The 25,529-nt window shown below is 71.9% G+C and carries 24 protein-coding genes; 13 read left to right on the top strand and 11 right to left on the bottom strand.

Features of this window, described 5'->3' with window-relative positions:
• The first annotated feature begins 111 nt into the window (after positions 1-111).
• The 6 genes from ACGFZS_RS45175 (at position 112) to mscL (ending at position 5,929) form a co-directional block, all read left to right on the top strand.
• A complete protein-coding gene (locus tag ACGFZS_RS45175) occupies positions 112-1,617 on the top strand; it encodes a potassium/proton antiporter (protein WP_393800097.1) in 1,506 nt (501 codons plus the stop codon).
• 268 nt (positions 1,618-1,885) lie between these two features.
• Positions 1,886-3,181 (top strand): MFS transporter, encoded by a 1,296-nt coding sequence (locus ACGFZS_RS45170; protein ID WP_393800065.1) that lies wholly within the window; start codon positions 1,886-1,888, stop codon positions 3,179-3,181.
• A gap of 67 nt (positions 3,182-3,248) precedes the next feature.
• Positions 3,249-3,590 carry an FmdB family zinc ribbon protein gene (locus ACGFZS_RS45165; RefSeq protein ID WP_393800064.1) on the top strand — a complete coding sequence of 114 codons (342 nt, stop codon included), beginning with the start codon at positions 3,249-3,251 and terminating at the stop codon, positions 3,588-3,590.
• Positions 3,591-3,713: 123 nt separating this feature from the next.
• Positions 3,714-4,547, top strand: coding sequence for an S-methyl-5'-thioadenosine phosphorylase (locus tag ACGFZS_RS45160; protein ID WP_393800063.1), 834 nt, complete (start codon positions 3,714-3,716; stop codon positions 4,545-4,547).
• A gap of 176 nt (positions 4,548-4,723) precedes the next feature.
• Entirely contained in the window at positions 4,724-5,314 is a 591-nt protein-coding gene (locus tag ACGFZS_RS45155) for a hypothetical protein (RefSeq protein WP_393800062.1), read from the top strand.
• Positions 5,315-5,452: 138 nt separating this feature from the next.
• Positions 5,453-5,929 (top strand): large conductance mechanosensitive channel protein MscL, encoded by a 477-nt coding sequence (gene mscL / locus ACGFZS_RS45150; RefSeq protein ID WP_365694118.1) that lies wholly within the window; start codon positions 5,453-5,455, stop codon positions 5,927-5,929.
• 16 nt (positions 5,930-5,945) lie between these two features.
• On the opposite strand, the gene ACGFZS_RS45145 is transcribed toward mscL, so the two are convergent.
• Positions 5,946-6,134, bottom strand: coding sequence for a hypothetical protein (locus ACGFZS_RS45145; protein WP_355708552.1), 189 nt, complete (start codon positions 6,132-6,134; stop codon positions 5,946-5,948).
• Between the two features lie 212 nt (positions 6,135-6,346).
• Here ACGFZS_RS45145 and ACGFZS_RS45140 point away from each other — a divergent pair, with 212 nt between their 5' ends.
• The 4 genes from ACGFZS_RS45140 (at position 6,347) to ACGFZS_RS45125 (ending at position 10,994) form a co-directional block, all read left to right on the top strand.
• On the top strand, positions 6,347-7,585 hold the full coding sequence (locus ACGFZS_RS45140) for a low temperature requirement protein A (RefSeq protein ID WP_393800061.1): 1,239 nt from the start codon (positions 6,347-6,349) through the stop codon (positions 7,583-7,585).
• A 50-nt stretch (positions 7,586-7,635) separates the two neighbouring features.
• Positions 7,636-8,685, top strand: a complete 1,050-nt coding sequence (locus tag ACGFZS_RS45135) for a P1 family peptidase (protein ID WP_393800060.1) — start codon at positions 7,636-7,638, stop codon at positions 8,683-8,685.
• A gap of 181 nt (positions 8,686-8,866) precedes the next feature.
• The gene (locus ACGFZS_RS45130; protein WP_393800059.1) at positions 8,867-10,093 is read left to right on the top strand and encodes an Ig-like domain-containing protein; all 1,227 of its coding nucleotides are present in this window, start codon (positions 8,867-8,869) and stop codon (positions 10,091-10,093) included.
• 157 nt (positions 10,094-10,250) lie between these two features.
• The gene (locus ACGFZS_RS45125) at positions 10,251-10,994 is read left to right on the top strand and encodes a DUF6227 family protein (protein ID WP_393800058.1); all 744 of its coding nucleotides are present in this window, start codon (positions 10,251-10,253) and stop codon (positions 10,992-10,994) included.
• Positions 10,995-11,026: 32 nt separating this feature from the next.
• Here the strand turns inward: ACGFZS_RS45125 and ACGFZS_RS45120 are convergent, their stop codons facing one another.
• The 5 genes from ACGFZS_RS45120 to ACGFZS_RS45100 all read right to left on the bottom strand — a co-directional run bounded on the left by ACGFZS_RS45120 (position 11,027) and on the right by ACGFZS_RS45100 (position 17,276).
• The gene (locus tag ACGFZS_RS45120) at positions 11,027-11,278 is read right to left on the bottom strand and encodes a hypothetical protein (protein WP_393800057.1); all 252 of its coding nucleotides are present in this window, start codon (positions 11,276-11,278) and stop codon (positions 11,027-11,029) included.
• 110 nt (positions 11,279-11,388) lie between these two features.
• Positions 11,389-13,506 carry a fructose-specific PTS transporter subunit EIIC gene (locus ACGFZS_RS45115; RefSeq protein ID WP_393800056.1) on the bottom strand — a complete coding sequence of 706 codons (2,118 nt, stop codon included), beginning with the start codon at positions 13,504-13,506 and terminating at the stop codon, positions 11,389-11,391.
• 247 nt (positions 13,507-13,753) lie between these two features.
• On the bottom strand, positions 13,754-14,701 hold the full coding sequence (pfkB, locus tag ACGFZS_RS45110) for a 1-phosphofructokinase (RefSeq protein WP_393800096.1): 948 nt from the start codon (positions 14,699-14,701) through the stop codon (positions 13,754-13,756).
• 29 nt (positions 14,702-14,730) lie between these two features.
• Positions 14,731-15,492: a DeoR/GlpR family DNA-binding transcription regulator gene (locus ACGFZS_RS45105; RefSeq protein WP_393800055.1), complete on the bottom strand. Its 762-nt coding sequence runs from the start codon at positions 15,490-15,492 to the stop codon at positions 14,731-14,733.
• Between the two features lie 230 nt (positions 15,493-15,722).
• Complete coding sequence (locus tag ACGFZS_RS45100) at positions 15,723-17,276, bottom strand: MFS transporter (RefSeq protein ID WP_393800054.1); 1,554 nt, start codon at positions 17,274-17,276, stop codon at positions 15,723-15,725.
• A gap of 62 nt (positions 17,277-17,338) precedes the next feature.
• Between ACGFZS_RS45100 and ACGFZS_RS45095 the strand changes: the two genes are divergently transcribed.
• Positions 17,339-18,355: a helix-turn-helix transcriptional regulator gene (locus ACGFZS_RS45095; protein WP_393800053.1), complete on the top strand. Its 1,017-nt coding sequence runs from the start codon at positions 17,339-17,341 to the stop codon at positions 18,353-18,355.
• A gap of 13 nt (positions 18,356-18,368) precedes the next feature.
• Here the strand turns inward: ACGFZS_RS45095 and ACGFZS_RS45090 are convergent, their stop codons facing one another.
• Both ACGFZS_RS45090 and ACGFZS_RS45085 read right to left on the bottom strand, forming a co-directional pair.
• On the bottom strand, positions 18,369-19,037 hold the full coding sequence (locus tag ACGFZS_RS45090; protein ID WP_393800095.1) for a TetR family transcriptional regulator: 669 nt from the start codon (positions 19,035-19,037) through the stop codon (positions 18,369-18,371).
• Between the two features lie 535 nt (positions 19,038-19,572).
• Complete coding sequence (locus ACGFZS_RS45085) at positions 19,573-20,586, bottom strand: RNA polymerase sigma factor RpoD/SigA (RefSeq protein ID WP_393538822.1); 1,014 nt, start codon at positions 20,584-20,586, stop codon at positions 19,573-19,575.
• 249 nt (positions 20,587-20,835) lie between these two features.
• Here ACGFZS_RS45085 and ACGFZS_RS45080 point away from each other — a divergent pair, with 249 nt between their 5' ends.
• Entirely contained in the window at positions 20,836-21,354 is a 519-nt protein-coding gene (locus ACGFZS_RS45080; RefSeq protein ID WP_365694136.1) for an N-acetyltransferase family protein, read from the top strand.
• A 13-nt stretch (positions 21,355-21,367) separates the two neighbouring features.
• Here the strand turns inward: ACGFZS_RS45080 and ACGFZS_RS45075 are convergent, their stop codons facing one another.
• Entirely contained in the window at positions 21,368-22,159 is a 792-nt protein-coding gene (locus ACGFZS_RS45075; RefSeq protein ID WP_393800052.1) for a dioxygenase, read from the bottom strand.
• A gap of 151 nt (positions 22,160-22,310) precedes the next feature.
• Here ACGFZS_RS45075 and ACGFZS_RS45070 point away from each other — a divergent pair, with 151 nt between their 5' ends.
• Positions 22,311-22,826: a MarR family winged helix-turn-helix transcriptional regulator gene (locus ACGFZS_RS45070; RefSeq protein ID WP_393800051.1), complete on the top strand. Its 516-nt coding sequence runs from the start codon at positions 22,311-22,313 to the stop codon at positions 22,824-22,826.
• Between the two features lie 63 nt (positions 22,827-22,889).
• Here ACGFZS_RS45070 and ACGFZS_RS45065 read toward each other — a convergent pair whose 3' ends face one another.
• Positions 22,890-24,431 carry an MFS transporter gene (locus tag ACGFZS_RS45065; protein ID WP_393800050.1) on the bottom strand — a complete coding sequence of 514 codons (1,542 nt, stop codon included), beginning with the start codon at positions 24,429-24,431 and terminating at the stop codon, positions 22,890-22,892.
• A gap of 244 nt (positions 24,432-24,675) precedes the next feature.
• Positions 24,676-25,326: a helix-turn-helix domain-containing protein gene (locus tag ACGFZS_RS45060; protein WP_365694141.1), complete on the bottom strand. Its 651-nt coding sequence runs from the start codon at positions 25,324-25,326 to the stop codon at positions 24,676-24,678.
• Positions 25,327-25,529: the final 203 nt, after the last annotated feature.

Here is a 25,529-nt window from a genome sequence, read left to right as displayed (position 1 = left end):
TCAAGAGTTAGGTAAGGTAACGAAGTACTTGGGCGCGGAGTACCGCACCCTCGGGTCTGTGCACGTGAGCTTCCGCGCCGCCCGCGCGGGAGCCAAGGAAGGGAACCGCCACTGACCGTCCACCATCTCAACCAGCTCCTGCTCGTCTGCTCCGTGGTCCTGCTCGTGGCCGTCGCGGCCGTCCGGGTCTCCTCCCGCAGCGGGCTCCCCAGCCTGCTCGTGTACCTGGGGATCGGCGTCCTCATGGGCCAGGACGGCATCGGCGACATCCACTTCGACAACGCCGAACTGACCCAGCTCATCGGGTACGCGGCCCTGGTCGTGATCCTGGCCGAGGGCGGTCTCGGCACGAAGTGGAAGGAGGTCGAACCCGTCCTGGCGTCCGCCTCCGTACTGGCCCTGGTCGGGGTCGGGGTGAGCGTCGGCGTCACCGCCGCGGGCGCGCACTACCTGGTGGGACTGGAATGGCGGCAGGCGCTCGTCATCGGGGCGGTGGTGTCCTCGACGGACGCGGCGGCGGTGTTCTCGGTGCTCCGGCGCATCCCGCTGCCCGCGCGGGTGACGGGCACCCTGGAGGCCGAGTCCGGCTTCAACGACGCCCCCGTGGTCATCCTGGTCGTCGCCTTCTCCACCGCGGGCCCGGTCGAGCACTGGTACGTCCTGATCGGCGAGATAGCCCTGGAGCTGGGCATCGGCATGGCCATGGGCCTCGCGGTCGGCTGGCTCGGCTCCTGGGGCCTCAGGCACGTCGCCCTGCCCGCCTCCGGCCTCTACCCGATCGCCGTGATGGCCATCGCGGTCACCGCGTACGCCGCCGGCGCGCTGGCGCACGGCAGCGGCTTCCTCGCCGTCTACCTCGCCTCCATGGTGCTCGGCAACGCCAAGCTGCCGCACTGGCCCGCCACCCGCGGCTTCGCCGAGGGGCTCGGCTGGATCGCCCAGATCGGCATGTTCGTCCTGCTCGGCCTGCTGGTCACCCCGCACGAGCTCGGCGACGACATCGTGCCCGCCCTGGTCATCGGCCTGGTGCTCACCATGGTGGCCCGTCCGCTGAGCGTGATCCTGAGCCTCGCGCCGTTCCGGGTGCCCTGGCCGGAGCAGACCCTGATGTCCTGGGCCGGGCTGCGCGGCGCCGTGCCCATCATCCTGGCGACGATCCCCATGGTGAACGGCGTCGACTCCACCCACCGGATCTTCAACATCGTCTTCGTCCTGGTCGTCGTCTACACGCTCATCCAGGGGCCGACGCTGCCCTGGCTGGCCCGCAAGCTGCGGCTCGGCGAGGGCCCGGAGGCGGCCGACCTCGGCATCGAGTCCGCGCCCCTGGAGCGGCTGCGCGGGCACCTGCTGTCCGTCTCGATCCCCGAGGGCTCCCTGATGCACGGCGTCGAGGTCAACGAGCTGCGGCTGCCCGCCGGGGCCGCCGTCACCCTGGTCGTCCGCGAAGGAAAATCGTTTGTTCCGCTGCCCACGACGGTGCTGCGGCGCGGGGACGAACTCCTCGTCGTCGCCACCGACCCGGTGCGGGACGCGGCGGAACGCCGGCTCCGCGCGGTCGGCCACGGCGGCAAGCTCGCCGGCTGGCTGGGCACGAACGGGACGACGGGCGTGCGTTAAGGGCATGTTTCGGGCGGTTCACACCCCCGCCAATCCCAGGTGAACGCCCCTGGAGGTGCCCGTTTTCACAGGTGTACGAGACCTTCGGCCCTGTACGATGAAAGCACCCTGATCGAACCAACTCTGCCTGACGCAGAGCTGGCGCGACCGTATGGCGGCCGGATCGCTCCTCGCAGTGGACGCCGGTATCTACCGCAGTTCCGCGCAAGAGGACAGCTCTCGGCGCCCCCGCACGGGCGCGCTACCAGGCGGCAGAAAGGCACGGGCCGTGGCATCCACGGTCACCACCGAGCCGTCGAAGGACGACCCGGCGGCCCCGTCCCGCCCGGGCTACGGACAGCTGCTGCGCACCCGCGGGGCCTGGACGTTCCTGCTCCCCGGCTTCGCGGCGCGCCAGCCGTTCGCGATGCTCACCATCTCCATCGTGCTGCTCGTCCAGCACACGACCGGCTCCTACGGCGCCGCGGGCGCCGCCGCGGCCGTCACCGGCGTCTCGATGGCGCTCTTCGCGCCCTACGGCGGCCGCCTGGCCGACCGCTACGGGCAGCGCGCGGTACTGGTCCCCGGCGTCCTCGTCCACACCCTGTCCGGTCTCGGCCTGACGGCGCTCGCGCTGGCGCACGCGCCCCTGTGGGCGCTGTTCGTCGCGGCCGTGCCGACCGGCGCCTCGGTGCCGCAGGTCGGCCCCATGGTGCGGGCCCGCTGGGGCGTGAAGCTCCAGGACTCGCCCCTGATGTCCACCGCGGCCGCCTTCGAGTCCGTCACCGACGAGCTCACCTTCGTCTTCGGCCCGCTGCTCGCGACCGCCCTGTGCACCGCCGTGACCCCGGCCGCCGGCCTGGTCACCGAGGCCGCACTGACCCTCTTCGGCGGCCTGCTGTTCGCCGCCCAGCGGGGCACCCAGCCGACGGTGACCGCCGCCGGCCACGCGCGCGTGCCGCACGCCTCCGCGCTCCGCGTCCCCGGCGTGCGCGTCCTGATCGCCGTCTTCCTGGGCATCGGGTCCGTCTTCGGCGGCATGCAGGTCTCGCTCGCGGCGTTCACCGAGTCGATCGGCGAGCCCGGCCTGAACGGCGTCCTGTACGGCACCTTCGCCGCGGGGAACATGCTCTCGGGCATCGTCTGCGGCGCGATCGCCTGGAAGGCCGCCCCGCACCGCCGCCTCGTCGTCGGCTACGCGGCGCTCGCGCTGACCGCCTCGGCGCTGTGGACGTCCCACTCCGTGCTCGTCCTCGCGGGCCTCGGCCTGCTGGTCGGCATGTGCATCGCGCCCGCGCTGATCACCGGCTACACGCTGGTCGAGGGCCTGGTCCCGGCCGGTTCCCGCACGGAGGCCTTCACCTGGCTGACCGGCGCCGTCGCGCTCGGCCAGGCGGCCGCGGTCACCGTCGCCGGACAGCTGGAGGACCGGCTGTGGGGCGGCGCCGGGTTCCTGGTGCCGATGGCCGGCACCCTGCTCGCCCTGGCGACCCTGCTGGCACTGCGATCCCGGCTCGCCACCCGGCCCCGGAACCGTACGGTCGCACGTGGCGTCGGTCACCGAGTGCCGGTGACGGTGGACTGATCCTCGGGAATACGTCACTATGGACCGTCGTTAGCACTCATCGAGTGAGAGTGCCAGGAGGAAGACAGTGCCGACCTACCAGTACCAGTGCACCGAGTGCGGCGAGGGCCTCGAGGCGGTGCAGAAGTTCACCGACGACGCCCTGACCGAGTGCCCCAACTGCGGTGGCCGCCTGAAGAAGGTGTTCTCCGCCGTAGGCATTGTCTTCAAGGGCTCGGGGTTCTACCGCAACGACAGCCGCGGCTCCTCGTCGAGCAGCAGCCCCGCGTCGAAGTCGCCGGGCTCCGGCTCGTCGGGCACGTCGTCCGAGTCGAAGTCGTCCGACACGAAGTCGTCGACCTCGTCCTCGTCGACGTCCTCTTCCTCGTCCTCGTCGTCGTCGGGCTCCACCAGCAGCTCCGCCGCCTGAGGCCCCTCCCCCTCGGCTCCCCTCGGACCCCGCCGTCAGGTGACGGCGGGGTCCGAGGCGTTCCCGGCCACCGCTCCCGGCCACCGCTCCGGGCCGCCGCGGCGGCCAGCTAGGGTGCGGGGCATGGTGAACGCAGAGATCGGCGTAATCGGCGGCTCCGGCTTCTACTCGTTCCTCGACGACGTGACCGAGGTCCAGGTCGACACCCCCTACGGGCCGCCCAGCGACTCCCTCTTCTTCGGCGAGATCGCCGGCCGCCGGGTCGCCTTCCTCCCCCGCCACGGACGCGGCCACCATCTGCCGCCGCACCGCATCAACTACCGGGCCAACCTCTGGGCGCTGCGCACCGTCGGCGTGCGCCAGGTGCTCGGCCCGTGCGCGGTGGGCGGTCTGCGCCCCGAGTACGGACCGGGCACCCTGCTCGTGCCGGACCAGCTGGTGGACCGTACGAAGTCCCGGGCGCAGTCCTACTTCGACGGGCTGCCGCTGCCCGACGGCACCGTGCCGAACGTGGTGCACGTATCGCTGGCCGACCCCTACTGCCCCACCGGCCGGGCCGCCGCGCTGAAGGCGGCCCGCGGCCGGGACTGGGCGCCGGTGGACGGAGGCACGCTGGTCGTGATCGAGGGGCCGCGCTTCTCGACCCGCGCCGAATCCCTGTGGCACCAGGCGCAGGGCTGGTCCGTGGTGGGCATGACCGGCCACCCCGAGGCGGCGCTCGCCCGGGAACTGGAGCTCTGCTACGCGTCGTTGACCCTGGTCACGGACCTGGACGCGGGCGCCGAGACCGGCGAGGGCGTCTCGCACGACGAGGTGCTGCGGGTGTTCGCGGCCAACGTGGACCGACTGCGGGGCGTGCTGTTCGACGCGGTGGCGGCCCTGCCGGAGAACACCGCCCGGGACTGCCTGTGCACGAGCGCGCTCGGCGGCATGGATCCGGGGTTCGCCCTGCCGTAGCGCACCCCTCGTCGTAGGCACCCCTCGTCGCAGAGCGCCCCTCGTCGTAGAGCACCCCTCGTCCGGGTGGCGGAGTTGTCCACAACCCGTGGGTAACCCACCGGCTCCGGCGGGTTCCGGCGCGCGGCCCCATCGTGGCACCGCAAGCCGATTCCTCGTCGCAGGTGGTGGTCCACGTGTCCGTTCCCCCGTTCTCCTCCGTCCCCTCCCCCGTCCTCCCGCCGCCCCTTCGTGTCCCGCGCCCGCTGGGCACGGACGCCCCCGCCACCTGCGAGGTCCCGCACTTCGAGCCGGTGCGGGTGCGCGGCGGGCGGTATCTGCCGGGGCGGCTGCTGCGGCACCGCGGGCGGGCCCTGGCGGCCGGTCTGGCGGTCACGGCGGCGGCGCTGGTCGCGGCGGGACCCCGGGCCGCCACGGGGCCCCCGCACGCCGCCGAGCGGCCCCGGGGACATCCGGTCACCCAGCCGCCGCTACGACGCCACGCCCCGCCTGTGGACATGGTGACGGCGCCGGTGCGGATCGCGGACGCGGCCACCGTGCTGCTGCTGCGCCCCGGTGACCGGGTGGACGTCATCGCGGCCGGGGATCCGGCGCGGGGCGGGGAGGCCCGGGTGATCGCGCGCGGGGTCCGGGTCACGAAGCTGCCCCGGCCGGTGGACGGAGCCGCCGAGAGCGGGGCGCTGGTCGTGCTCTCGGTGCCGCGGGCCACGGCCGCGCGGCTGGTCGGTGCGAGCGCCACGGCGCGGCTGGCGGTGACGCTGTGCTGAACAACCTGGGGAGATTTCTCGGCCGAATGCTGTCAAGTCGCCCTTTCGAGCTACCGGGTTGGGCGCAATGGCCGCAGGGTGACGTAGGTTGCGGAGCGTTTTGTTCCACACCCTGTGCACACAAGGAGAGTCCCCGAGGTGAGCGAGAAGAAGGAACCGAGCGTCTGGCAGGGCTTCAAGGCCTTCCTGATGCGCGGCAACGTCGTCGATCTGGCGGTCGCGGTGGTCATCGGCGCCGCCTTCACGAACATCGTCAACTCGGTGGTGAAGGGGCTCATCAACCCGCTGGTCGGGGCGATCGGCACGCAGAACCTCGACAGCTACAGCACGTGCATCAAGGAGCCGTGCACGCTGAACGCGGACGGCACCGTGAAGACCGGTGTCCAGATCATGTGGGGCTCGGTCCTGGGGGCCACGCTCTCCTTCGTGATCACCGCGGCGGTCGTGTACTTCCTGATGGTCCTGCCGATGGCGAAGTACCTGGCCCGGGTGGAGGCCCGCAGGAAGGCGAAGGAGGGCACGCACGAGGTCATCGAGGTGACCGAGCTGGAGGTGCTGAAGGAGATCCGCGACGCCCTGATCGCGCAGCGCGGCAACGGCCACAACCAGCGCTAGCGGCGGCGCGGGCGGCTCAGAGGTGGTGGGGCGGCTTCTCGTCGAGGAAGCGCCGGAGGTCGGCGGCGGAGTCGGCCGCCGAGTCGCCCGACGGGCGGTCGCCCCAGCCGCGGTCCGTGTCGTCCGACGACTGCCGGTCCAGCGGGTCGTCGAAGATCAGCGCGGCCTTCGGGTCGCGCGGCTCGGGCTCGGGGGCGGTACTCATGCCTCAAGGGTACGGTCGGTACGCCCCCGGCCCGGCCGCGCCGCCTCCACAGGCCGCTCCGCCCGCGCAGGCTCCTACGCCTCCACAGGCCTCGCCGCCCGCACAGGCCCCACCGCCCCTGCAGGCGCCGCCCGCGCAGGCCTCGCCCCCCGGCACCCCGCCGGGCGCTCCCGGGCAAGATATCGCCGCGGATTTCTGCTGTGCTGGGGGGCATGACGTCGAGTTCCGCTCCGGCGCCCGCTCCCCAGGGCGCACCCCAGCCCCACCGGCCGCTGCGCCGGCTCACCGCGCGTGGCCGCGAGGAGGCCCACCGCGTCTCCTCTCCGCTCGAACTCTTCTTCGACCTGTGTTTCGTGGTGGCCATCGCACAGGCGGGCTCGGAGCTGGTGCACGCCGTGGCGGGCGGCCACGCGGGCGAGGGCGTCCTGAACTACGCGATGATCTTCTTCGCCATCTGGTGGGCCTGGATGAACTTCACCTGGTTCGCCTCGGCGTACGACAACGACGACGTGCTCTACCGGGTCGTCACCCTGGTGCAGATCGCCGGCGTGCTGGTGCTGGCGGCCGGCGTCTCGCGGGCCTTCGCCGACCACGACTTCACGCTGGTCCTGATCGGCTACGTGATCATGCGGATGGCGCTGGCCTCGCAGTGGCTGAGAGCCGCGCGGGGGGCCGGGGGCGCGGAGCGGACCATGGCGCTGCGGTACGCCGGCGGCGTGCTGCTGTGCCAGGTCGGCTGGCTCGGGCTGGTGGTGCTGCCGGTGCACGCGCGTCCCTGGGTGTTCCTGGTGATGGTGATCGCCGAGCTGTGCGTGCCGCTGTACGCGGAGAAGGACCACACCACCTCCTGGCACCCGCACCACATCGCCGAGCGCTTCGGGCTCTTCACCATCATCGTGCTCGGCGAGACGATCGCGGCGGCGACGGTCGCCGTGAGATCGGCCGCGGCCGAGCACGACGCGCTGGGCGAGCTGCTGCCGATCGCGGCGGGCGGCCTGCTGATCGTCTTCTCCGCCTGGTGGATCTACTTCGTGGTGCCGATCCACGGCCATCTGCGCTCCAACAGGGAGTCGTTCCTGTGGGGTTACGGCCACTACTTCATCTTCGCGTCGGCGGCCTCGATCGGCGCGGGTCTGGAGGTGGCCGTCGAGGAGGCGGTCGGGAAGGCGCACATCTCGACACAGGCCGCCTCGCTGGCCGTGACCCTGCCGACGGCGCTGTACCTGCTGACCGTGTGGGCGCTGCACTCGCGGCACTTCAAGGTCGGCATCGCCCAGCAGCTGGTGCTGCCGGTCACCGCGGTGCTGGTGCTCTGCTGCACCCTCCTGGGCGGCTGGGCGGTGCCGGCGGCGGGTTTCGTCTCCGCGCTGGCGGTGACGGCCGGGACGACCCTGACGGCGCGCACGGCCGCCCGCGAGCGCCCGGCGGACGTCACCCCGGCCGCCTCCTGACCGGCCGGGAACCGCGTCCGGACCCCGCGGGCTGGGCCAGACTGGCCGTCATGACGGTTGACGCATTGACGGACGTGGCCGGGCTGCGCGTGGGACACGCCACCCGCAGCGGCGGGGGCTGGCTCACCGGTACGACGGTGGTCCTCGCCCCCGAGGGTGGCGCGGTCGCCGCCGTGGACGTGCGGGGCGGAGGGCCGGGCACCAAGGAGACCGACGCGCTCGACCCGCGGAACCTGGTGCAGCGGGCGGAGGCGATCGTGCTGACGGGCGGCAGCGCCTACGGGCTCGACTCGGCGTCCGGGGTGATGGCCTGGCTGGAGGAGCGGGGGCGCGGGGTGCGGGTGGGGCCGGATCCCACGCACGTCGTGCCGGTGGTGCCCGCGGCCTGCGTCTTCGACCTGGGGCGGGGCGGGGACTTCCGGGCCCGGCCGGACGCGGCCACGGGGCGGGCGGCGGTCGAGGCGGCCGCGGCGAGCGTGCCCGGGGCCCCCGTGCCCGAAGGATGCGTGGGCGCGGGTACGGGCGCGGTGGCCGGAGCACTGAAGGGCGGGGTGGGCAGCGCGAGCACCGTGCTGGAGTCGGGGATCACGGTGGCCGCGCTGGTGGTGGCCAACGCGGCCGGCGGAGTGCTGGATCCCGAAACGGGCGTGCTGTACGGGGAGTTGTTCCAGGGGCGGGTGGAGTACCCCGGGGAGCGGGTGCACGAGGCCGCGCGCCGGCGGCTCGCCGAGACCGCCGCCCGCAACGGGCTGCCGCCGCTCAACACCACGCTGGCGGTGGTCGCGACCGACGCCCGGCTCTCCAAGGCCCAGGCGCAGAAGCTGGCCGGGACGGCGCACGACGGCATCGCGCGCGCCGTACGCCCGGTGCACCTGCTGCACGACGGGGACACGGTGTTCGCGCTGGCGACGGACGCGCACCCGCTGGACGCGAGCCCCCTCGCGCTCAACGAGATCCTCGCGGCCGGCGCGGACCTGGTGACGCGCGCCATCGTGCGCGCCGTACGGGCCGCCGAGCCGGTGGACGGACCGGGCGGGGTGTGGCCCTCGTACGAGGAGCTGTACGGGGCGTCCCAGGGGGAGTCGCACGGGGAGCGGTGACAGCGGCGCGGTGACGGCGGCGCGGTGTCGCGCCCGGAACCTTGCGCGTTCCTGTCGATTGTCCCGGTTCTGTCACGTGATGGCGTTCTCCGCCGTTCGGGGGAACCCCGCCCCGCACCGGCGCCCTCTTTCTCCACGACTCGGAGCGGATCACGCACATCACAAGGAACTGGAGCAGCCCGTGACAACGCCGGACATTGCAGCGCGGCGCGTACTGGGGGCCTGTGCCGCCCTGATGGTCGGCGCCCTCACCCTCACCGCCTGCGGTGGCAACGCCGACGCCAAGACCAACGACAGCAAGGGCGGCGGGCAGGACAGCGCCGCCAAGACGTCCACCGCGAAGATCGTGATCTCGGCGAAGGACGGCTCGACCGGCGCGTCCATCAACACGACCGGCGTGCAGGTCAGCGACGGCAAGCTGACCGACGTGAAGATGACCGTGTCGGGGTCGGGGCAGGCGGTCGAGGGCACCGTCTCGGCGGACGGCAGCGTCTGGAAGCCGAAGGAGCAGCTGGAGCGCGGCACGAAGTACGAGATATCGGCGACCGCCAAGGACTCCAAGGGGCTCACGGCGGCGGCCAACTCCATCTTCACCACGGTCAATTCGGCGAACAGCTACATCGGCACGTACACCCCGGACAACGGGACGACGGTCGGCGTGGGGATGCCGGTGTCGTTCAACTTCGACAAGGTCATCACCGACAAGAAGGCCGTGCAGGCGCACATCACGGTCACCTCCAGCAGCGGCCAGCAGGTCGTGGGCCACTGGTTCGGGGCGCAGCGCCTGGACTTCCGGCCGCAGGAGTACTGGAAGGCCGGCTCCAAGGTCACGATGAAGATCGACCTGGACGGGGTCGAGGGCGCGAACGGCGTCTACGGGGTACAGAAGAAGACGGTGTCGTTCACCGTCGGCCGTTCGCAGGTCTCCACGGTGGACGCGAACACGCAGACCATGACCGTGGTGCGGGACGGCAAGGTCCTCAAGTCGGTGCCGGTGTCCACGGGCAGCCCGGAGCACACGACGTACAACGGGCAGATGGTGATCTCGGAGAAGTTCACCCAGACCCGGATGAACAGCCAGACGGTGGGCCTCGGCGGGGAGTACGACATCCCGGACGTGCCGCACGCGATGCGCCTGACGACGTCGGGGACGTTCATCCACGGCAACTACTGGTACAGCAGGTCCAACCCGCCGTTCGGGCAGCAGGGCACCAGCCACGGCTGCGTGGGGCTCGCCGACGTGCAGGGCGCGCAGGGCGACACGACGGCCAAGTGGTTCTACGACAACTCCCTCATCGGGGACGTCGTGATCGTGAAGAACTCCCCCGACAAGACCGTGCAGCCGGACAACGGCCTCAACGGATGGAACCTGTCGTGGAGCGACTGGACCGCCGGAAGCGCCGTATGACAGGCCGCTTTTGACGGATCGTCGGGCCGCGCGGGAACTTTTCGCGCGGCCCGCGCGTTTTCCCGGCGTACGTTTTCTCGGTTCCCGGACATGATGTCCGACCGAGGGGCTACGGTATGCACCCACAAGGTGACATGCAGCAACGCCGGGAGAAACCTTGAGCGTTCCGTACGAGACGGCAGCGTACGAACCAGCCGAGTCGCCCGAGTCTCCGGAGGAGCACCTCGCGCGGCTCCTCGGCCGTGCCCTGAACTCCTTCGAGCTGCCGGACGAGGCCATAAGGCAGCTGGACTGCGCGCTGGCGCACGACAGTTCGCTGCACTCCGCGCACCACAGCGCGGGGCTGCACCGGGAGACGTACCGGCACACCTGGCTGCTGGCCGACGGCTCGGCGGTCACGCTGTGGGAGCTCGTGCACAACACCGCGCCGGGCAGCGACCCGCAGCACGAGGTGTACGTCGACGAGGAGGAGCTGCGGGCGGCGACCGCCCGGCTGCCGCTGCCGCCGGACGCCCCGGACTTCGAGCTGCCGGTGCTGACGACCCTGGCGCCGGTCCCCGAGCCCCGCCATGTGTACGTGCCGGACGACTCGGCGGACCACGCGCGCAGGCTGCTGCGCCGCGCGGAGAACGCCGACCGGCCGGACGCGGAGACGGCCCAGGTGCTGACGACGGCGTTCGCGCACCAGATCACCCAGGCGTTCGGACGCCCGGGGCGGGCGGGACGGACGGGGCGTGCGGGTCTGAGCTTCGCGCTCTACGAGCACGCGTTCCTGCTGCGGGACGGCCGGGAGCTGTCCCTGTGGGAGGTCGAGCACACGGCGACCCCGGACGGCCGCCACCGGTGCGAGGTGTACCCGACGGAGGACGCGGCCAGGGACGCGATGGAGCGGCGGGGTTAGAGAGCGGCGGGTCCGGAGAGGTCCGGCGGGCCTCAGCGGCCGCCGAGTCGGCGGACCAGGCCGGCGAAGGCGTCCTGTTCGGCCGGGGTCAGTTCCACGGACTCGCGGGACGGACCGGCCTGCTCCTGGTGCGGGAGGACGGGGAGCACCCGGCCCGCGTGCCAGGCGAGGGCCGCGCGGCGGTTGCGGCGCAGCAGACGCGTCACGACGACCGCCCAGGCGACGGTCGCCAGGGTGAGCGCGGCCATGCCGATCAGCTGGAGGGTCGAGACGTGCGCAGGCATACGGCCCAGTACACACCACGGTCCGGGACTTTGGTCCCGGACCGTGACGTATCTCGCAGGTGCCGTGAACAACTCACAGCGCACCAAAGGGACAAGAGGGTCGCGGACGCTCAGGCCGCGACCGGCTGGCGGTCCTCCTTCGCGGCGGCGGCCGCACCGGGGGCGGTACCGCCCGCCGTGGCCTGCCCGGCCGGCTTGCGCAGGCCCTTCAGGACGACGACCAGGGCCGTGGTGACACAGACACCGGCGGCGATGGCGATCAGGTAGAGGAACGGGTTGCCGATCAGCGGGACCACGAAGATGCCGCCGTGCGGGGCGCGCAGGGTGGCGCCGAAGGCCATCGACAGGGCGCCGGTGACCGCGCCGCCGACCATCGAGGACGGGATGACGCGCAGCGGGTCCGCCGCGGCGAACGGGATGGCGCCCTCGGAGATGAAGGAAGCGCCCAGCACCCAGGCGGCCTTGCCGTTCTCGCGCTCGGTCGGGGTGAAGAGCTTGCCGCGCACGGTGGTGGCCAGGGCCATCGCCAGCGGCGGGACCATACCGGCCGCCATGACCGCCGCCATGATCTTCATCGCGGAGTCACTGGGGTTGGAGACCGCGATACCGGCGGTGGCGAAGGTGTACGCGACCTTGTTGACCGGGCCGCCGAGGTCGAAGCACATCATCAGGCCGAGCAGGGCGCCGAGCAGGATGGCGTTGGAGCCGGAGAGGCCGTTCAGCCAGTCGGTCATGCCCTTCTGGGCGGAGGCGATGGGCTTGCCGACCACGACGAACATCAGGAACCCGACGATCGCCGAGGAGATCAGCGGGATCACCACCACCGGCATGATGCCGCGCATCGCCGCCGGGATGTTGATCTTCTGGATCGCCATCACCACGCCACCGGCCAGCAGACCGGCGACCAGGCCGCCGAGGAAGCCCGCGCTGATGGTGGACGCGATCATGCCGCCCACGAAACCGGGGACCAGACCCGGCCGGTCCGCCATGCCGTAGGCGATGTAGCCCGCGAGGACCGGGACCAGGAAGCCGAAGGAGACGACACCGATCTGGAAGAGCAGCGCGGCCCAGCTGTCGCCCTGGGTCCACACGAAGTGGTCCATCACCGACGGCGCCTTGTTGACCTTGTAGCCGCCGATCGCGAAGCCGAGGGCGATCAGCAGACCGCCGGCCGCGACGAACGGGACCATGTAGCTGACGCCGGACATCAGCCACTTGCGCAGCTTGGTGCCGTACCCCTCGCCGGCGTCACCGGCGCGTTCGACCGGCGTGGACGGCGCGGAACCGGACGTCACCTCGCCGCGGGCCGCCCGCTCCCGCACCTCGCCGATCAGCTCGGCGGGGCGGTTGATGCCCGCCTTCACGCCGACGTCGACGGTGGGCTTGCCGGCGAAGCGGTCCTTGTCGCGCACGGGTACGTCGTGCGCGAAGATCACGCCGTCCGCCGCCGCGATGACCTCGGGGTCGAGCCGGGTGAAGCCGGCCGAGCCCTGCGTCTCCACGACGAGTTCGACACCCGCCTCACGGCCCGCGTTCTCCAGGGACTCGGCCGCCATGTAGGTGTGGGCGATGCCGGTCGGGCAGGAGGTGACGGCGACGATACGGAAGGGGCGCCCGGCCGCTTCCGAGCCCGCACCCGAACTCGCGCCCGCGTCCGTGCCCGTGCTGGCCGCTGCGGTGCCGGCGGAGGCCGCCGCCGGCGCCGCAGCGGTGTTCTGGGAGGCGCTCACGGCGCCCTCGGCCGCAGGAGTCGCCGAGGCCGCAGGAGTCGCGGGCGTCGCTGCCGCCTCGTCCCCGCGGATCAGCGCCGCCGCCGTCTCCGCGTCGCCCGCCGACCGCAGCGCGTCCGTGAACTCGCTGTTCATCAGCTGGCGGGCCAGGGCGGAGAGGATCGTGAGGTGGGCGTCGTCGGCGCCGGCCGGGGCCGCGATCAGGAAGATCAGGTCGGCGGGGCCGTCCGGGGCGCCGAAGTCGATGCCGGCGGCGCTGCGCCCGAAGGCGAGCGTCGGCTCGGTGACATGGGCGCTGCGGCAGTGCGGGATGCCGATGCCGCCGTCGAGGCCGGTGGGCATCTGGGCTTCGCGGGCGGCCACGTCGGCGAGGAAGCCCTCCAGGTCGGTCACCCGGCCCAGGCTCACCATGCGCTCGGCGAGGGCGCGCGCCGCCGCTTCTTTGGAGTCGGCGGACAGGTCGAGATCGACCAGGTCCGCGGTGATCATGTCGCTCATCGCGGGCTCCTATGCACGCGTATCGCCCGGGGTGTGGGGTGGGCGGGGGTGGGGACGGGGGTGCCGTGGGGGGCGGGGTGGGAGACGGGGCCGGGGAAGCCCCGCCTCCCGGGGACGGCGGGGCGGCTCAGGGTGCCCCGACGGCCCGTCGGCGCGGCGAGTAACGAGGGACCTCGCCGCTCCTGGGCCGGTTGTCGGCGGGCGGCGCCGGGGAGGAGCGCGGCCGCCTGAAGGGTCGTTTCTGCGTTCATGACACCGGCTCCGTCAGTTCGCGGTCGACGGGGACGCGGTCGGTGACGGTGACCGACGCCGGGTCCAGGTCGGCGGGGGTGGGCATCACGCTGCCCGGCAGCTGGACGGCGGCGGCGCCGTGAGCGACGGCGGAGGCGAGGGCCCGGGGGCCGCTGCCGCCGGCGATCAGGAAACCGGCGAGGGAGGAGTCGCCGGCACCGACGTTGCTGCGAACGGTGTCCACCCGGGCGCTCGCGAACCAGGCGCCCTCGTCCTCCACCAGGAGCTGGCCGTCGGCGCCCAGGCTGGCGAGGACGGCGCGGGCACCCATGCCGCGCAACTCCTCGGCCGCCTTGAGCGCGTCGCCCACCGTCGCCAGGGGGCGCCCGACGGCCTCCGCGAGCTCCTCGGCGTTCGGCTTCACCACGTCGGGCTGCTCGCGCAGCGCTTCGAGCAGAGCGCGCCCCGAGGTGTCCAGTGCGATCCGCGCGCCCCCAGCGTGCGCCCGGGCGACGACATCGGCGTACCAGGAGGGCGCGAGACCGCGCGGCAGGCTGCCGCAGCAGGCGATCCAGTCGGCGTCACGGGACTGCTCGCGGACGGTGTCGAGGAGGAGTTCCTGCTCGTCGGCGGAGAGTTCCGGACCGGGCGCGTTGATCTTGGTGAGCACCCCGTCGGACTCCGCGAGCGCGATGTTGGAGCGGGTGGCTCCGGCGACCGGGACCGGCGCGACCTCGATGCCCTGCGCGTCCAGCAGGTCGGCGACCAGCGCGCCCGGCGCACCCCCCAGGGGCAGGACGGCGACCGTGCGCCACCCGGCGGCCGCGACCGCCCGGGAGACGTTGACGCCCTTGCCACCGGGGTCCATGCGTTCGCCGGTGGCGCGGATGACCTCGCCGCGCTCCAGGGCGGGCACCTCGTAGGTGCGGTCGAGGGAGGGGTTGGGGGTGACGGTGAGGATCATGCCCGTACCGTTCGTGGCGCTCGTGGTGCTCATGCTCGTACTACTTCCGTGCCGCCGCGCTCGATGGCGGCGGCGTCCTCGGGGCTCAGTCCGCTGTCGGTGATCAGCAGGTCCACGTCGCCCATGTCGCCGAAGCGGGCGAAGTGCTCCTGGCCGTGCTTGGCGGAGTCGGCGAGCAGGACCACCCGGCGGGCCGCGGTGACGGCCGCCCGCTTGACCGCGGCCTCGGCGAGGTCGGGGGTGGTGAGGCCCTGCTCGGCGGAGAAGCCGTTGGCGGCGACGAACAGGACGTCGGCCCGGATCTCGCTGTACGCGCGGAGCGCCCAGGCGTCCACGGCGGCGCGCGTACGGTGCCGTACGCGCCCCCCGACCAGGTGGAGCTGGATGCCCGGGTGGTCGGCGAGGCGGGCCGCGATGGGGAGGCTGTGGGTGACGACGGTCAGCTCCGCGTCCAGCGGGATGGCCGCGGCGAGCCGGGCGACCGTCGAACCGGCGTCGAGGATCAGGGTGCCCTCGGTCGGCAGCTCCGGGACGGCGGCCTTGGCGATGCGGTCCTTCTCGTCGGCCGAGGTGGACTCGCGCTCGGCGAGGTCCGGCTCGAAGTCTAGGCGTCCGGCCGGGATGGCGCCGCCGTGCACCCGGCGGACGAGGCCGGCCCGGTCGAGGGCCTTCAGGTCGCGGCGGATCGTCTCCTGCGTGACCTGGAACTCCTCGGCGAGCGACACGACGTCCACCCGGCCGCCGTCACGGGCGAGCCGGAGAATCTCCTGCTGCCGCTCCGGTGCGTACATGCCCCTGTGCCTCCGCTCCACGATACGTCCGACTGATGTCCGGCCCATGTCCGACTGCGTCTGACTCATGCCCGAACTTGTGGTTTCGCAGGGAGGCTACGCCCGGATTTCCAGAAAGTAAACAGGTTCGGGCGTCAACCGGACATGATCGGACTTCCGAACCCATTCCGAACCCATAACGAGGGGCCCGGCACCTTCCGGTACCGGGCCCCTCGCCGCTGGTCAGGCCGTCAGTGGACGAGTTCGCCCGCCGACTCCGGCGCCGGCGCCGGGAGCGGCTCATCGGTGTCGCCGCCTTCCGGATGCTGTGCCGCGCGCTTCGGCAGGGCGGACATCAGCAGGAAGATCACGGCCATGACGACGGCCACCCAGACCAGCGCGTGCCGGAAGGCGTGGGCGAAGGCCGGGCCGACCTCGGCCGGGGTGAGCCGGTCGCCGATGACACCGAAGAAGACCACGGAGACCAGGCCGAGGCCGAGCGCGTTGCCCATCTGCTGGACGGTGTTGATCAGGCCGGACGCGGAACCGGCGTGCTCGCGCGGCACCTCCGACAGCACCATGTCGGTCAGCGGGGCGACGATCAGGCCCATGCCCACGCCCATCACGACCAGCGGCAGGGCCATCTGCCAGGAGGCGATGGCGAGGCCGTAGCGGTCGGACTCCCAGATGTAGAGCAGCACGCCGAGGCCCATCAGCAGGGCCCCCGCCTGGAGCACCTTGCGCCCGAAGCGCGGAACCAGTTTCTGCACGGACATACCGGCCGCGACGGACACCGCTATGGAGAACGGCACCCCGGTCAGGCCCGCGTGCAGCGGGGTCCAGCCGAGGCCGATCTGCATGTACAGCGTCCAGACCAGGAAGAACACGCCGAGCGCGACACCGAAGACGGTCTGCACGGCGATGCCCGCGGCGAAGCTCTTCACGGTGAAGAGGGACGTCTCGATGAGGGGCGAACCGTCGCGGGCGGCCTTGCGGCGTTCGTAGGCGACCAGCACGCCGAAGACGACGAGCGCGCCGGCCATCGACGCGTACCCCCACAGCGGCCAGCCCAGCTCGCGGCCACGGGTCAGCGGGTAGAGCAGCATCAGCAGCCCGAGGGTCACCAGGGCCACGCCGACGAGGTCCAGTTTCAGCGCCTTCGGGGCCTTGGATTCGCCGATGTAACGGCGGCCGAGGAGGAGGGCCGCGATGCCGACCGGAAGGTTGATCAGGAAGATCGGGCGCCATTCGAGGCCGAAGAGGTTCCACTCGGTGAGCAGGGCGCCGAGCAGCGGGCCGGAGACCGCGCCCAGGCCGACGATCCCGCCGAACAGGCCGAAGACCTTGCCGCGTTCGTGGGCCGGGAAGGTGGCGTGCACGATCGAGAGGACCTGCGGGACCATCATCGCGGCCATGCCGCCCTGCAGGATCCGGGAGGCGACCAGCATCTCCGGGTTCGCGGCGAAGCCGCACAGCGCCGAGGCGAGGGTGAAGCCGGCGACCCCGGCCAGGAACATCCGCTTGCGGCCGTGAATGTCACCGAGACGGCCGCCGGTGATCAGGCCGGCCGCGAAGGCGAGGGCGTAGCCGGCGGTTATCCACTGGATCTGGCTGAAGGTGGCACCGGCGTCCCGCTGGATGGAGGGGATGGCGATGTTGACGATCGTGACGTCGACCAGGTCCATGAAGGCCGCGGTCATGACGATGGCCAGGGCCAGCCATCGGGTTCGGTCGGGCGGGGAGGCGGGGAGCGGCGTCGCCGGTTCCCCGCGCCCCTCGAGGGCACTCGTCTCGCTGGAGGTCATGGGGTCAATCTAAAGTGGCACTAGGCCAGATCTTGTCCTAGTGGTACGGCATCCTCGGACGCATGACGACAGACACTCCGGCTCGGCTGCTTCAGCTTCTGTCTCTTCTCCAGACGCCCCGCGAATGGCCCGGTGGTGAGCTAGCCGACCGGCTCCAGGTGTCCCGGCGTACCGTGCGGCGCGATATCGACCGGTTGCGGGAGCTGGGGTATCCCGTGGAGGCCAGCAAGGGCTCCGACGGGGGGTACCGGCTGGTCGCCGGGAAGGCGATGCCGCCGCTGCTGCTCGACGACGAGGAGGCGGTGGCCATCGCGGTCGGGCTGCGGGCCGGCGCCGGGCATGCCGTGGCGGGCGTGGACGAGGCGTCCGTACGGGCGCTGGCCAAGCTGGAGCAGGTGCTGCCGGCCCGGCTGCGGCACCGGGTGAGCACGCTCCAGGCCGCGACCACCCCGCTGACATCGGGGGACGGCGCGAGCATCGCGCCCGAGACGCTGACCGTGATGGCCTCGGCGGTCGCGGGGCGGGAGCGGTTGCGGTTCGCCTATCGCGCGGCGGACGGCAGCGAGACCCGGCGGCAGGCGGAGCCGTACCGGCTGGTCTCGACCGGGCGGCGGTGGTACCTCGTGGCCTACGACCTCGATCGCGACGACTGGCGGACGTTCCGGGTCGACCGGGTGAGCGAGCCGTTCGCGACCGGAGCGCGGTTCGCGCCGCGGGAGTTGCCGACGGGGAGCGCGGCGGAGTACCTGCGGCGGTCGATCCAACGGCAGCAGGAGACATACGAGTTCGCCGTCGCGTTCGCCGGGACGGCGGCGGAGGTGGGGGCCCGGCTGCCGAAGTGGCTGGGGACACCCGTGGACGAGGGGGGCGAGGAAGGCGAGGGCGGCGAGGGCGGCGAGACGGGTGAAGGGGGCGCCGGGTGGTGTGTGGTGCGGGGGTCCACCGGGGATCCGATGGAGTGGCTGGCGGTGCGGCTGGTGATGGCGAGGTGTGAGTTCGCGGTCCGGGAGCCTGCGGAACTCGTGGCGTGCGTACGGGAGTTGGGGGGCCGGTTGAGCCGGGCGGGCGGGCGGGGCTGAGCCGTCGTACGGGCTACGCTCCCGCCGCCTCCCCCGCTCCCCAGGCGAACCCGCGCAGCGCCCCCAGGTTGCGCAGCGCCAGGGCCGCCGGGCCCTGCGCTCCGGTCGCGGGGGAGGTGCCCGCCGCCCAGGACTCCACCGCCACCCGGACCGCCGCGCTGGCCACCGCCGAGGTGAAGCGGAGGTGCGGGTGAGGGTGGGGTTGCGGGTGGGGTTGCGGGTGAGGGTGGGGATGCGGTTGCGGTTGCGGTTGCGGTTGCGGGGCAGCGTTGTCGGCGGGGGTGGCCGTGCGCTCCGCCAGGATCGACGTCAGGAGGTCCTCCGAGGAACGGCACACCTCGGCCCACACCCTGCGCAGGGCCGGGCTGGTGTCGGCCAGGTGCATCAGGGTGCGGACCCATTCCCAGGAGGCCGCGGAGACGCCCTCGCCGGGGGTCAGGGTGTGGTGCACCGCGTGTTCCAGGGCCTCGGGGACGGAGAGGGCCGCCGGGGCCGAGCGCACCGCCTCGGCCCAGCGGCGGGCGCCCGCCGCGTAGAGCGGGGCGACCGCTTCCTCCTTCGTGGCGAAGTAGCGGTAGAACGTGCGGGGGGCGATGCCCGCGGCCTGGGCGATGTCCTCGGCGCGGGTGGCCCGCAGGCCCCGCCGCACGAAGAGGCCCGCGGCCGCCCTGGCGATCTCCATCCGGGTCTCCGCCTTGCGCCGCTCCGTCAGGGAGGCGGCGGGGGAATCCTGCCGGGAGGTGTCGCCGGTGGTGCTGGGGGTGCTCACCCCGGCAGGCTATGCCGCTGTGGCAGAATCTGCCATCCGGTGGTTCACCCCGTGGTTCAGGTACGGGGTGGGCCACCGTTTCCGCAGGTGCGGCCCGTGCGGGGTGGAGCCGGGCCCCGGCACCCGGGGGGGATGGGCGCCGAAGCCCGGCTCGGGGAAAGTCCCGGCGCCGGGGGGATGGTGCGTCGGGACGTGGCTCATCGAGGGGCCGTAGGAGAAGGTCGAAGGTCTTGCCGAGGCGTCGGCGACCGCTGCCGCTGCCGCTGCCGGAGTGGTCAACTCCCCGGCCCTGAATGGTTGTTCCCTACACCCAGAGCCTTGAAGCGGCGGTACCGCGCCATGTTTGCGCCGTCTTTCGCCACCCGGCGCACGCGCGGCGGGTGAGCGGAGCCTCGCGCGCCCCCAAGCACGCGAGCCCCGCATCCGACCCCACGAACCTCACCTCTTGTTACGCGGCCGGCTCGAACCCGGTGGAACGGGCCAGCTTCTTCAGCTCCAGCAGCGCGTGCTTCTCGATCTGGCGGATGCGCTCGCGGGTCAGGCCGTGCTCCTTGCCGACCTCGGTCAGCGTGCGCTCGCGGCCGTCCTCGATGCCGTACCGCATCTTGATGATGGAGGCCGTGCGCTGGTCCAGGCGGCCGATCAGGTCGTCCAGTTCCTCGCTGCGCAGCAGGGTGAGGACGGACTGCTCGGGGCTGACCGCCGACGTGTCCTCCAGGAGGTCGCCGAACTGGGTGTCGCCGTCGTCGTCCACCGACATGTTCAGCGAGACCGGGTCGCGGGCCCAGTCCAGCACGTCGGTGACGCGCTCCGGGGTGGAGTCGAGCTCGGCGGCGATCTCGGCCGGCTCCGGGTCGCGGCCGTTCTTCCGGTTGAACTCGCGCTGCACGCGCCGGATCCGGCCCAGCTCCTCCACCAGGTGGACGGGGAGCCGGATGGTCCGGGACTGGTCGGCGATGGAGCGGGTGATGGCCTGACGGATCCACCAGGTGGCGTACGTCGAGAACTTGAAGCCCTTGCGGTAGTCGAACTTCTCGACGGCGCGCACCAGGCCGGCGTTGCCCTCCTGGATCAGGTCGAGGAGGGGCAGTCCGCTGCGCGGGTAGCGCCGCGCGACGGCCACGACCAGGCGGAGGTTGGAGCGGATGAAGACGTCCTTCGCCCGGTCGGCGGCGACGACGAGCGCCTCCAACTCCTCGCGGGTGGCGTCCGACGTGGACTCCTCCTCGCCGTCGAGGACCTGCTGCGCGAACACACCCGCCTCGATGGCCTGGGACAGCTCGACCTCCTTGGCGGCGTCGAGCAGCGGTGTGCGCGCGATCTCGTCGAGGTACATGCCGACCAGGTCGCGGTCGGCGATCTCGCCGCCGTGGCTGCGAACGCCACGGGCGCGGACACTGCTTGCCGATTCGGCCGCCTCGCCAGTGGCGGTCTTACGACGGGCGACGGCACGGGTTGCCATGCGTGCTCCCTTGCGATGGTGGGCGGGCGGGGTGGTCCTGTCGGTTCTTCTCGGTCCTACTCGGTCCTTCGGCGCATGCCCGGCGCTCGGCTCGCGATGCCCCGGAACTCCACTCCTGGAACTCCCGGGACTCTCGTCCAGTGCCCGGCATCCGAAGGAAACAACGACTGGAATCCGGACAGAATTCCCACGCCGACCCCCGATTTTTCTGATCATGCAGTACCCTGTGCGACCACCTGAGGAGGCAAGGTGTCGTCGGAACGTACAGAGGTGCAGGTCAGATCAGGAGTCGAGGGAGACCTCGAAGCCCTCACGGAGATCTACAACCACTACGTACGTGAGACGTCCATCACATTCGACACGGTGGTCTTCACACCGGAAGAGCGTCGTCCGTGGCTGCTCTCCCACCCGGAAGACGGCCCGTACCGCCTGATGGTTGCCACGTCGGCGGACTCACAGGAGATTCTCGGGTACGCCACATCCAGCCCCTACCGCGCGAAACCGGCCTACGGGACCTCCGTGGAGACCACGGTCTATGTCGCTCCGCGGGCCGGCCGGCGCGGTATCGGCACACTCCTCTACAAGGCCCTCTTCGAGGCGCTCGCGGGAGAGGACCTGCACCGCGCCTACGCGGGCGTCGCGCAGCCGAACGAGGCGTCCACCCGGCTGCACGAGCGCTTCGGTTTCCGGTACGTCGGCACGTACCGCGAAGTGGGCCGCAAGTTCGGCCGCTACTGGGACGTGGCCTGGTACGAGCGCCCGCTCTAGCGGAGCGAAGGGCTCAGCCGAACTGCACCGACCGCTTCGCCATCCCCATCCAGAACCCGTCGATCACCGACTTCTGCGCGTCCAGCTCGCCGCCGGCCTCCGCCGCGCCCATGGTGACGAAGAGCGGGGCGAAGTGCTCGGTGCGCGGGTGGGCGTAGCGGCCGGCCGGGGCCTTGTCGAGGAAGTCGAGCAGGGCGTCCCAGTCACGGTTCTCCAGCGCCCGGTGCCCCCAGTCGTCGAACTCGGAGGACCAGGTCGGCACCCCGCTGCCGAGGTGGCGCAGGGCGGCCAGGTTGTGGGTGAAGAAGCCGGAGCCGACGATCAGCACGCCCTCGTCGCGCAGCGGGGCGAGCCTGCGGCCGATCTCCATCAGGCGGACCGGGTCGAGGGTGGGCATGGATATCTGCAGGACGGGGATGTCCGCGGCCGGGAACATCTCCACCAGGGGCACATAGGCGCCGTGGTCGAGGCCGCGGTCCGGGATGTCCTGTACGGGGGTGCCGGGGGCGCGCAGCAGCTTGCGCACGCTCTCGGCCAGCTCCGGCGCGCCGGGGGCGTCGTACCGCACCTGGTAGTAGTGCTCGGGGAAGCCCCAGAAGTCGTAGACGAGGGGGACCGGCTGTACGGCACCGAGGGCGAGGGGGGCCTCCTCCCAGTGCGCGGAGACCATCAGGATCGCCCTGGGGCGGGGCAGGTCCGTGCTCCAGGCGGCCAGTTCGCCCGGCCAGACGGGGTCGTCGGCGAGCGGCGGCGCGCCGTGGCTCAGATAGAGGGCGGGCATACGCTCCCGGGCGGCGGCGGACATGACGGCGGCTCCCTCCGGAGACAGGCCCTCGACCCGGCCCCGATGTCTCAACTCGATGCTTCAACTCAATGTTTTAACTCTCAAGCTTTCCCCCGACACCTTACGCGCCACTTGTTTAATCTTCAAGGAGGGGCCTCGTAGAGTGGGATACATGAATACGGCATCCGCATCCGCCACGGCCCAGCAGGAGCGCTGGCTCACCGAGGACGAACAGCGCGTCTGGCGCTCGTATCTGCACGCCACGACCCTGCTGGAGGACCATCTGGACCGTCAGCTCCAGCGCGACGCGGGGATGCCGCACATCTACTACGGCCTGCTCGTCGGGCTCGCCGAGGCGCCCGGCCGGCGGCTGCGGATGACCGAGCTGGCGATGAACGCGAAGATCACCCGGTCCCGGCTCTCGCACGCCGTCGCCCGGCTGGAGAAGAACGGCTGGGTACGCCGGGAGGACTGCCCCTCCGACAAGCGCGGCCAGTTCGCCGTCCTGACCGACGAGGGCGCCGAGGTGCTGCGGCGCACCGCCCCGGGCCATGTGGCCGCCGTACGGCAGGCGATGTTCGAGCGGCTGACCCCCGAACAGCAGCAGGCCCTCGGCGAGATCATGCAGATCGTCGCCGAGGGCCTGCAGCCCAGCGAAGCGGGCGCGGACCTGCCCTGGCTCCGCTGAGGAGCCGGGGCAGGTCCGCGAGCGGGTACCCGGAACTCGGAACTCAGAGACGCGGAGGCGGGCTCAGTGGGCGACCACCGGAACCGCCACCTCGTCCTCCGCGCCGTCACCGGAGGCGACCGGCGTGGTGTCCTGCCGGCCGGCGTTGACCAGGCTCACCACGACGACCGCGGCCAGCACCAGCATGCCGACGGCGACCCAGATCGCGTTGGCGTAGCCGTGCACCGCGCCCTCCATCTGGACCAGCTGCTGCTGCGGCTTGGAGGTCGCGGTCGCGATGTGGTCCTTGATGTACGACGTCGTCGCGGACGCGGCGATCGTGTTCAGCAGAGCGGTGCCGATGGCGCCGCCCACCTGCTGCGAGGTGTTGACCATCGCGGAGGCGACACCGGCGTCCCGGGGCTCGACGCCGAGCGTGGCCAGGGACATGGCCGGCATGAACGCGGTACCCATGCCGAGGCCGAGCAGCACCATCGCGGGCAGGATCGTCGAGGCGTACGACGAGCCGATCTCGATCTGGGTCATGACCAGCATGCCGGCCGCGGCGACCAGGAAGCCGGGGCCCATCAGCGCCCGGGCCGGGACCCGGGTCATCAGCCGGGTGCCGATCTGGGTGGAGCCGATCATCATGCCCGCGATCATCGGCAGGAAGGCGAAGCCGGTCTTGATCGGCGAGAAGCCCTTGATGACCTGGAGGTAGTAGGTCAGGAAGAGGAAGGTGCCGAACATCGCGATGATCGCGATACCGAGCGAGAGGTAGATGCCACCGCGGTTGCGGTCGAGGATCACGCGCAGCGGCAGCAGCGGGGCCTTGACCCGGGCCTCGGTGACGACGAACGCGATCAGCAGGACCGCGGAGGCGACGAACAGGCCGACGGTGGTGGTGTCGCCCCAGCCGTCGGACTCGGCGCGGGTGAAGCCGTAGACCAGCGAGACCAGGCCGAGGGTGGAGAGCAGCACGCCGGGGATGTCGAGCGGGTTGCGGTTGCGGCCGCCCTCCGGCTCACGGATGACGAAGTACGCGCCGAGCGCGGCGACGATGGCGAACGGGATGTTCACGAAGAACGTCCAGCGCCAGTCCAGGTACTCGGTGAGCACACCGCCGAGGATGAAGCCGACGGCGCCGCCGCCACCGGCGATCGCGCCGTAGATACCGAACGCCTTGGCACGCTCCTTGGCGTCCGTGAACATCACGGCGAGCAGGGAGAGCGCGGCCGGGGCGAGCATGGCGCCGAAGACACCCTGCAGGGCACGGGCGCCGAACATCATGGCGCCGGTGGTCGCGGCGCCGCCGAGCGCGGAGGCCGCGGCGAAGCCGATCAGGCCTATGACGAAGGCCCGCTTGCGGCCCCACAGGTCGGCGATACGGCCGCCGAAGAGCAGCAGACCGCCGAAGGCGAGGGCGTAGGCCGTGACGACCCACTGCCGGTTGCCGTCGGAGATGCCCAGGTCGGTCTGGGCGGAGGGCAGTGCGATGTTCACGATGGTGGCGTCGAGGACGACCATCAGCTGGGCGAGCGCGATGAAGACCAGCGCTCGCCAGCGGTTGGCGTGCGCGGAACGGTCGTCCGCGGCGCCGGGAGCCTTGGCGGCTGTTTCAGACATGGGGGTACCCACTTCGTGACTTCGTTGACTTTGAGAAATGCGTGACTGCGTGAGTGCGTGACTGTGTCAGTGCGTGACTGCGTGACTGCGTGACTTCTTGACTTCGTGACGGGAAGTCAGAACGTGGTGACGGAAGGTCGGACTCGGTGACGGTGACGGTGGCGGTGACGTTGGCGGAGAACGGAACGTGTTGAGGTAGAGGACCGGTCGGCGGTCCCGAACTGATCGGTGGTTCGCGGCTGGGTCAGGCCTGGCGGAGGTCCTCCATGGTCACGGCCGTGCCGGGCAGGGTGGAGCGGGCCGGGGCCCGCAGTCCGTCCAGGAACAGCTGCAGATGACGGTGGACGAAGCGGTCGTTGATCCGGCAGCCGGTGCCGGCCGGGGGCCGGCTGAGCTGGGCCACGGCGATCATCACGTCGCCGACGCCCACATCCGGCCGGAGCCGTCCGGACGCCTTGGCACGGTCCATGAGCTGCCCGATGAGCCGCTCGCACCGCTCACGCGCCGCTTCCAGGTCGGGGTGGTTCTCGTCGAAGGTGCTGGCGACCATCGGGCACAGCGCGCTGATCCGCTCGTCGGCGGAGGCGTGCACGAACCTCTCCAGCGCCTCGAAGGCGTCCCCGGTCTCGGCGAGCGCCAGCTCGGCCGCCTCGGACGTCCGGTCCATCACGGAGCAGACGACCTCACGGACGAGCGCGTCGCGGTCGGGGAAGTTGCGGTACAGGGTGGCGTTGCCGACCCCGGCCCGGCGGGCGATCTCGTCGAGCGGCACGTCAGGGCCGAACTCGGTGAACATCTCCCGGGCGGCGGTGACGATCCGCTCCCTGTTGCGCAGGGCGTCGGCGCGGGGCCGGGGTGCCTTGCGCACGGCGGGGGTAGCGGTCGCGGTCTGCACGGCGCACTCCTGGTCGGTCGGACGGACGTCGGTCTGTCTGGTTTCCGCGATCCGGGGATCCGCTCCCCGTTTCGCGCGGACACAGGTCTAAACGGGGAAGGGCTCCCCGGTTATTTCCGCACCTTCCCCAAACTTCATGTGACCTGACTCACACTCTCCTGCCCGGGGAATCCCACGATCGGCCCCTCCAACGCGCGCCCACG

Source organism: Streptomyces sp. NPDC048288, from assembly GCF_043201555.1.
Lineage (GTDB): Bacteria > Actinomycetota > Actinomycetes > Streptomycetales > Streptomycetaceae > Streptomyces.
Note: the sequence above shows the minus strand (reverse complement) of the source record. Positions and strands in the feature narration are given on the sequence as shown.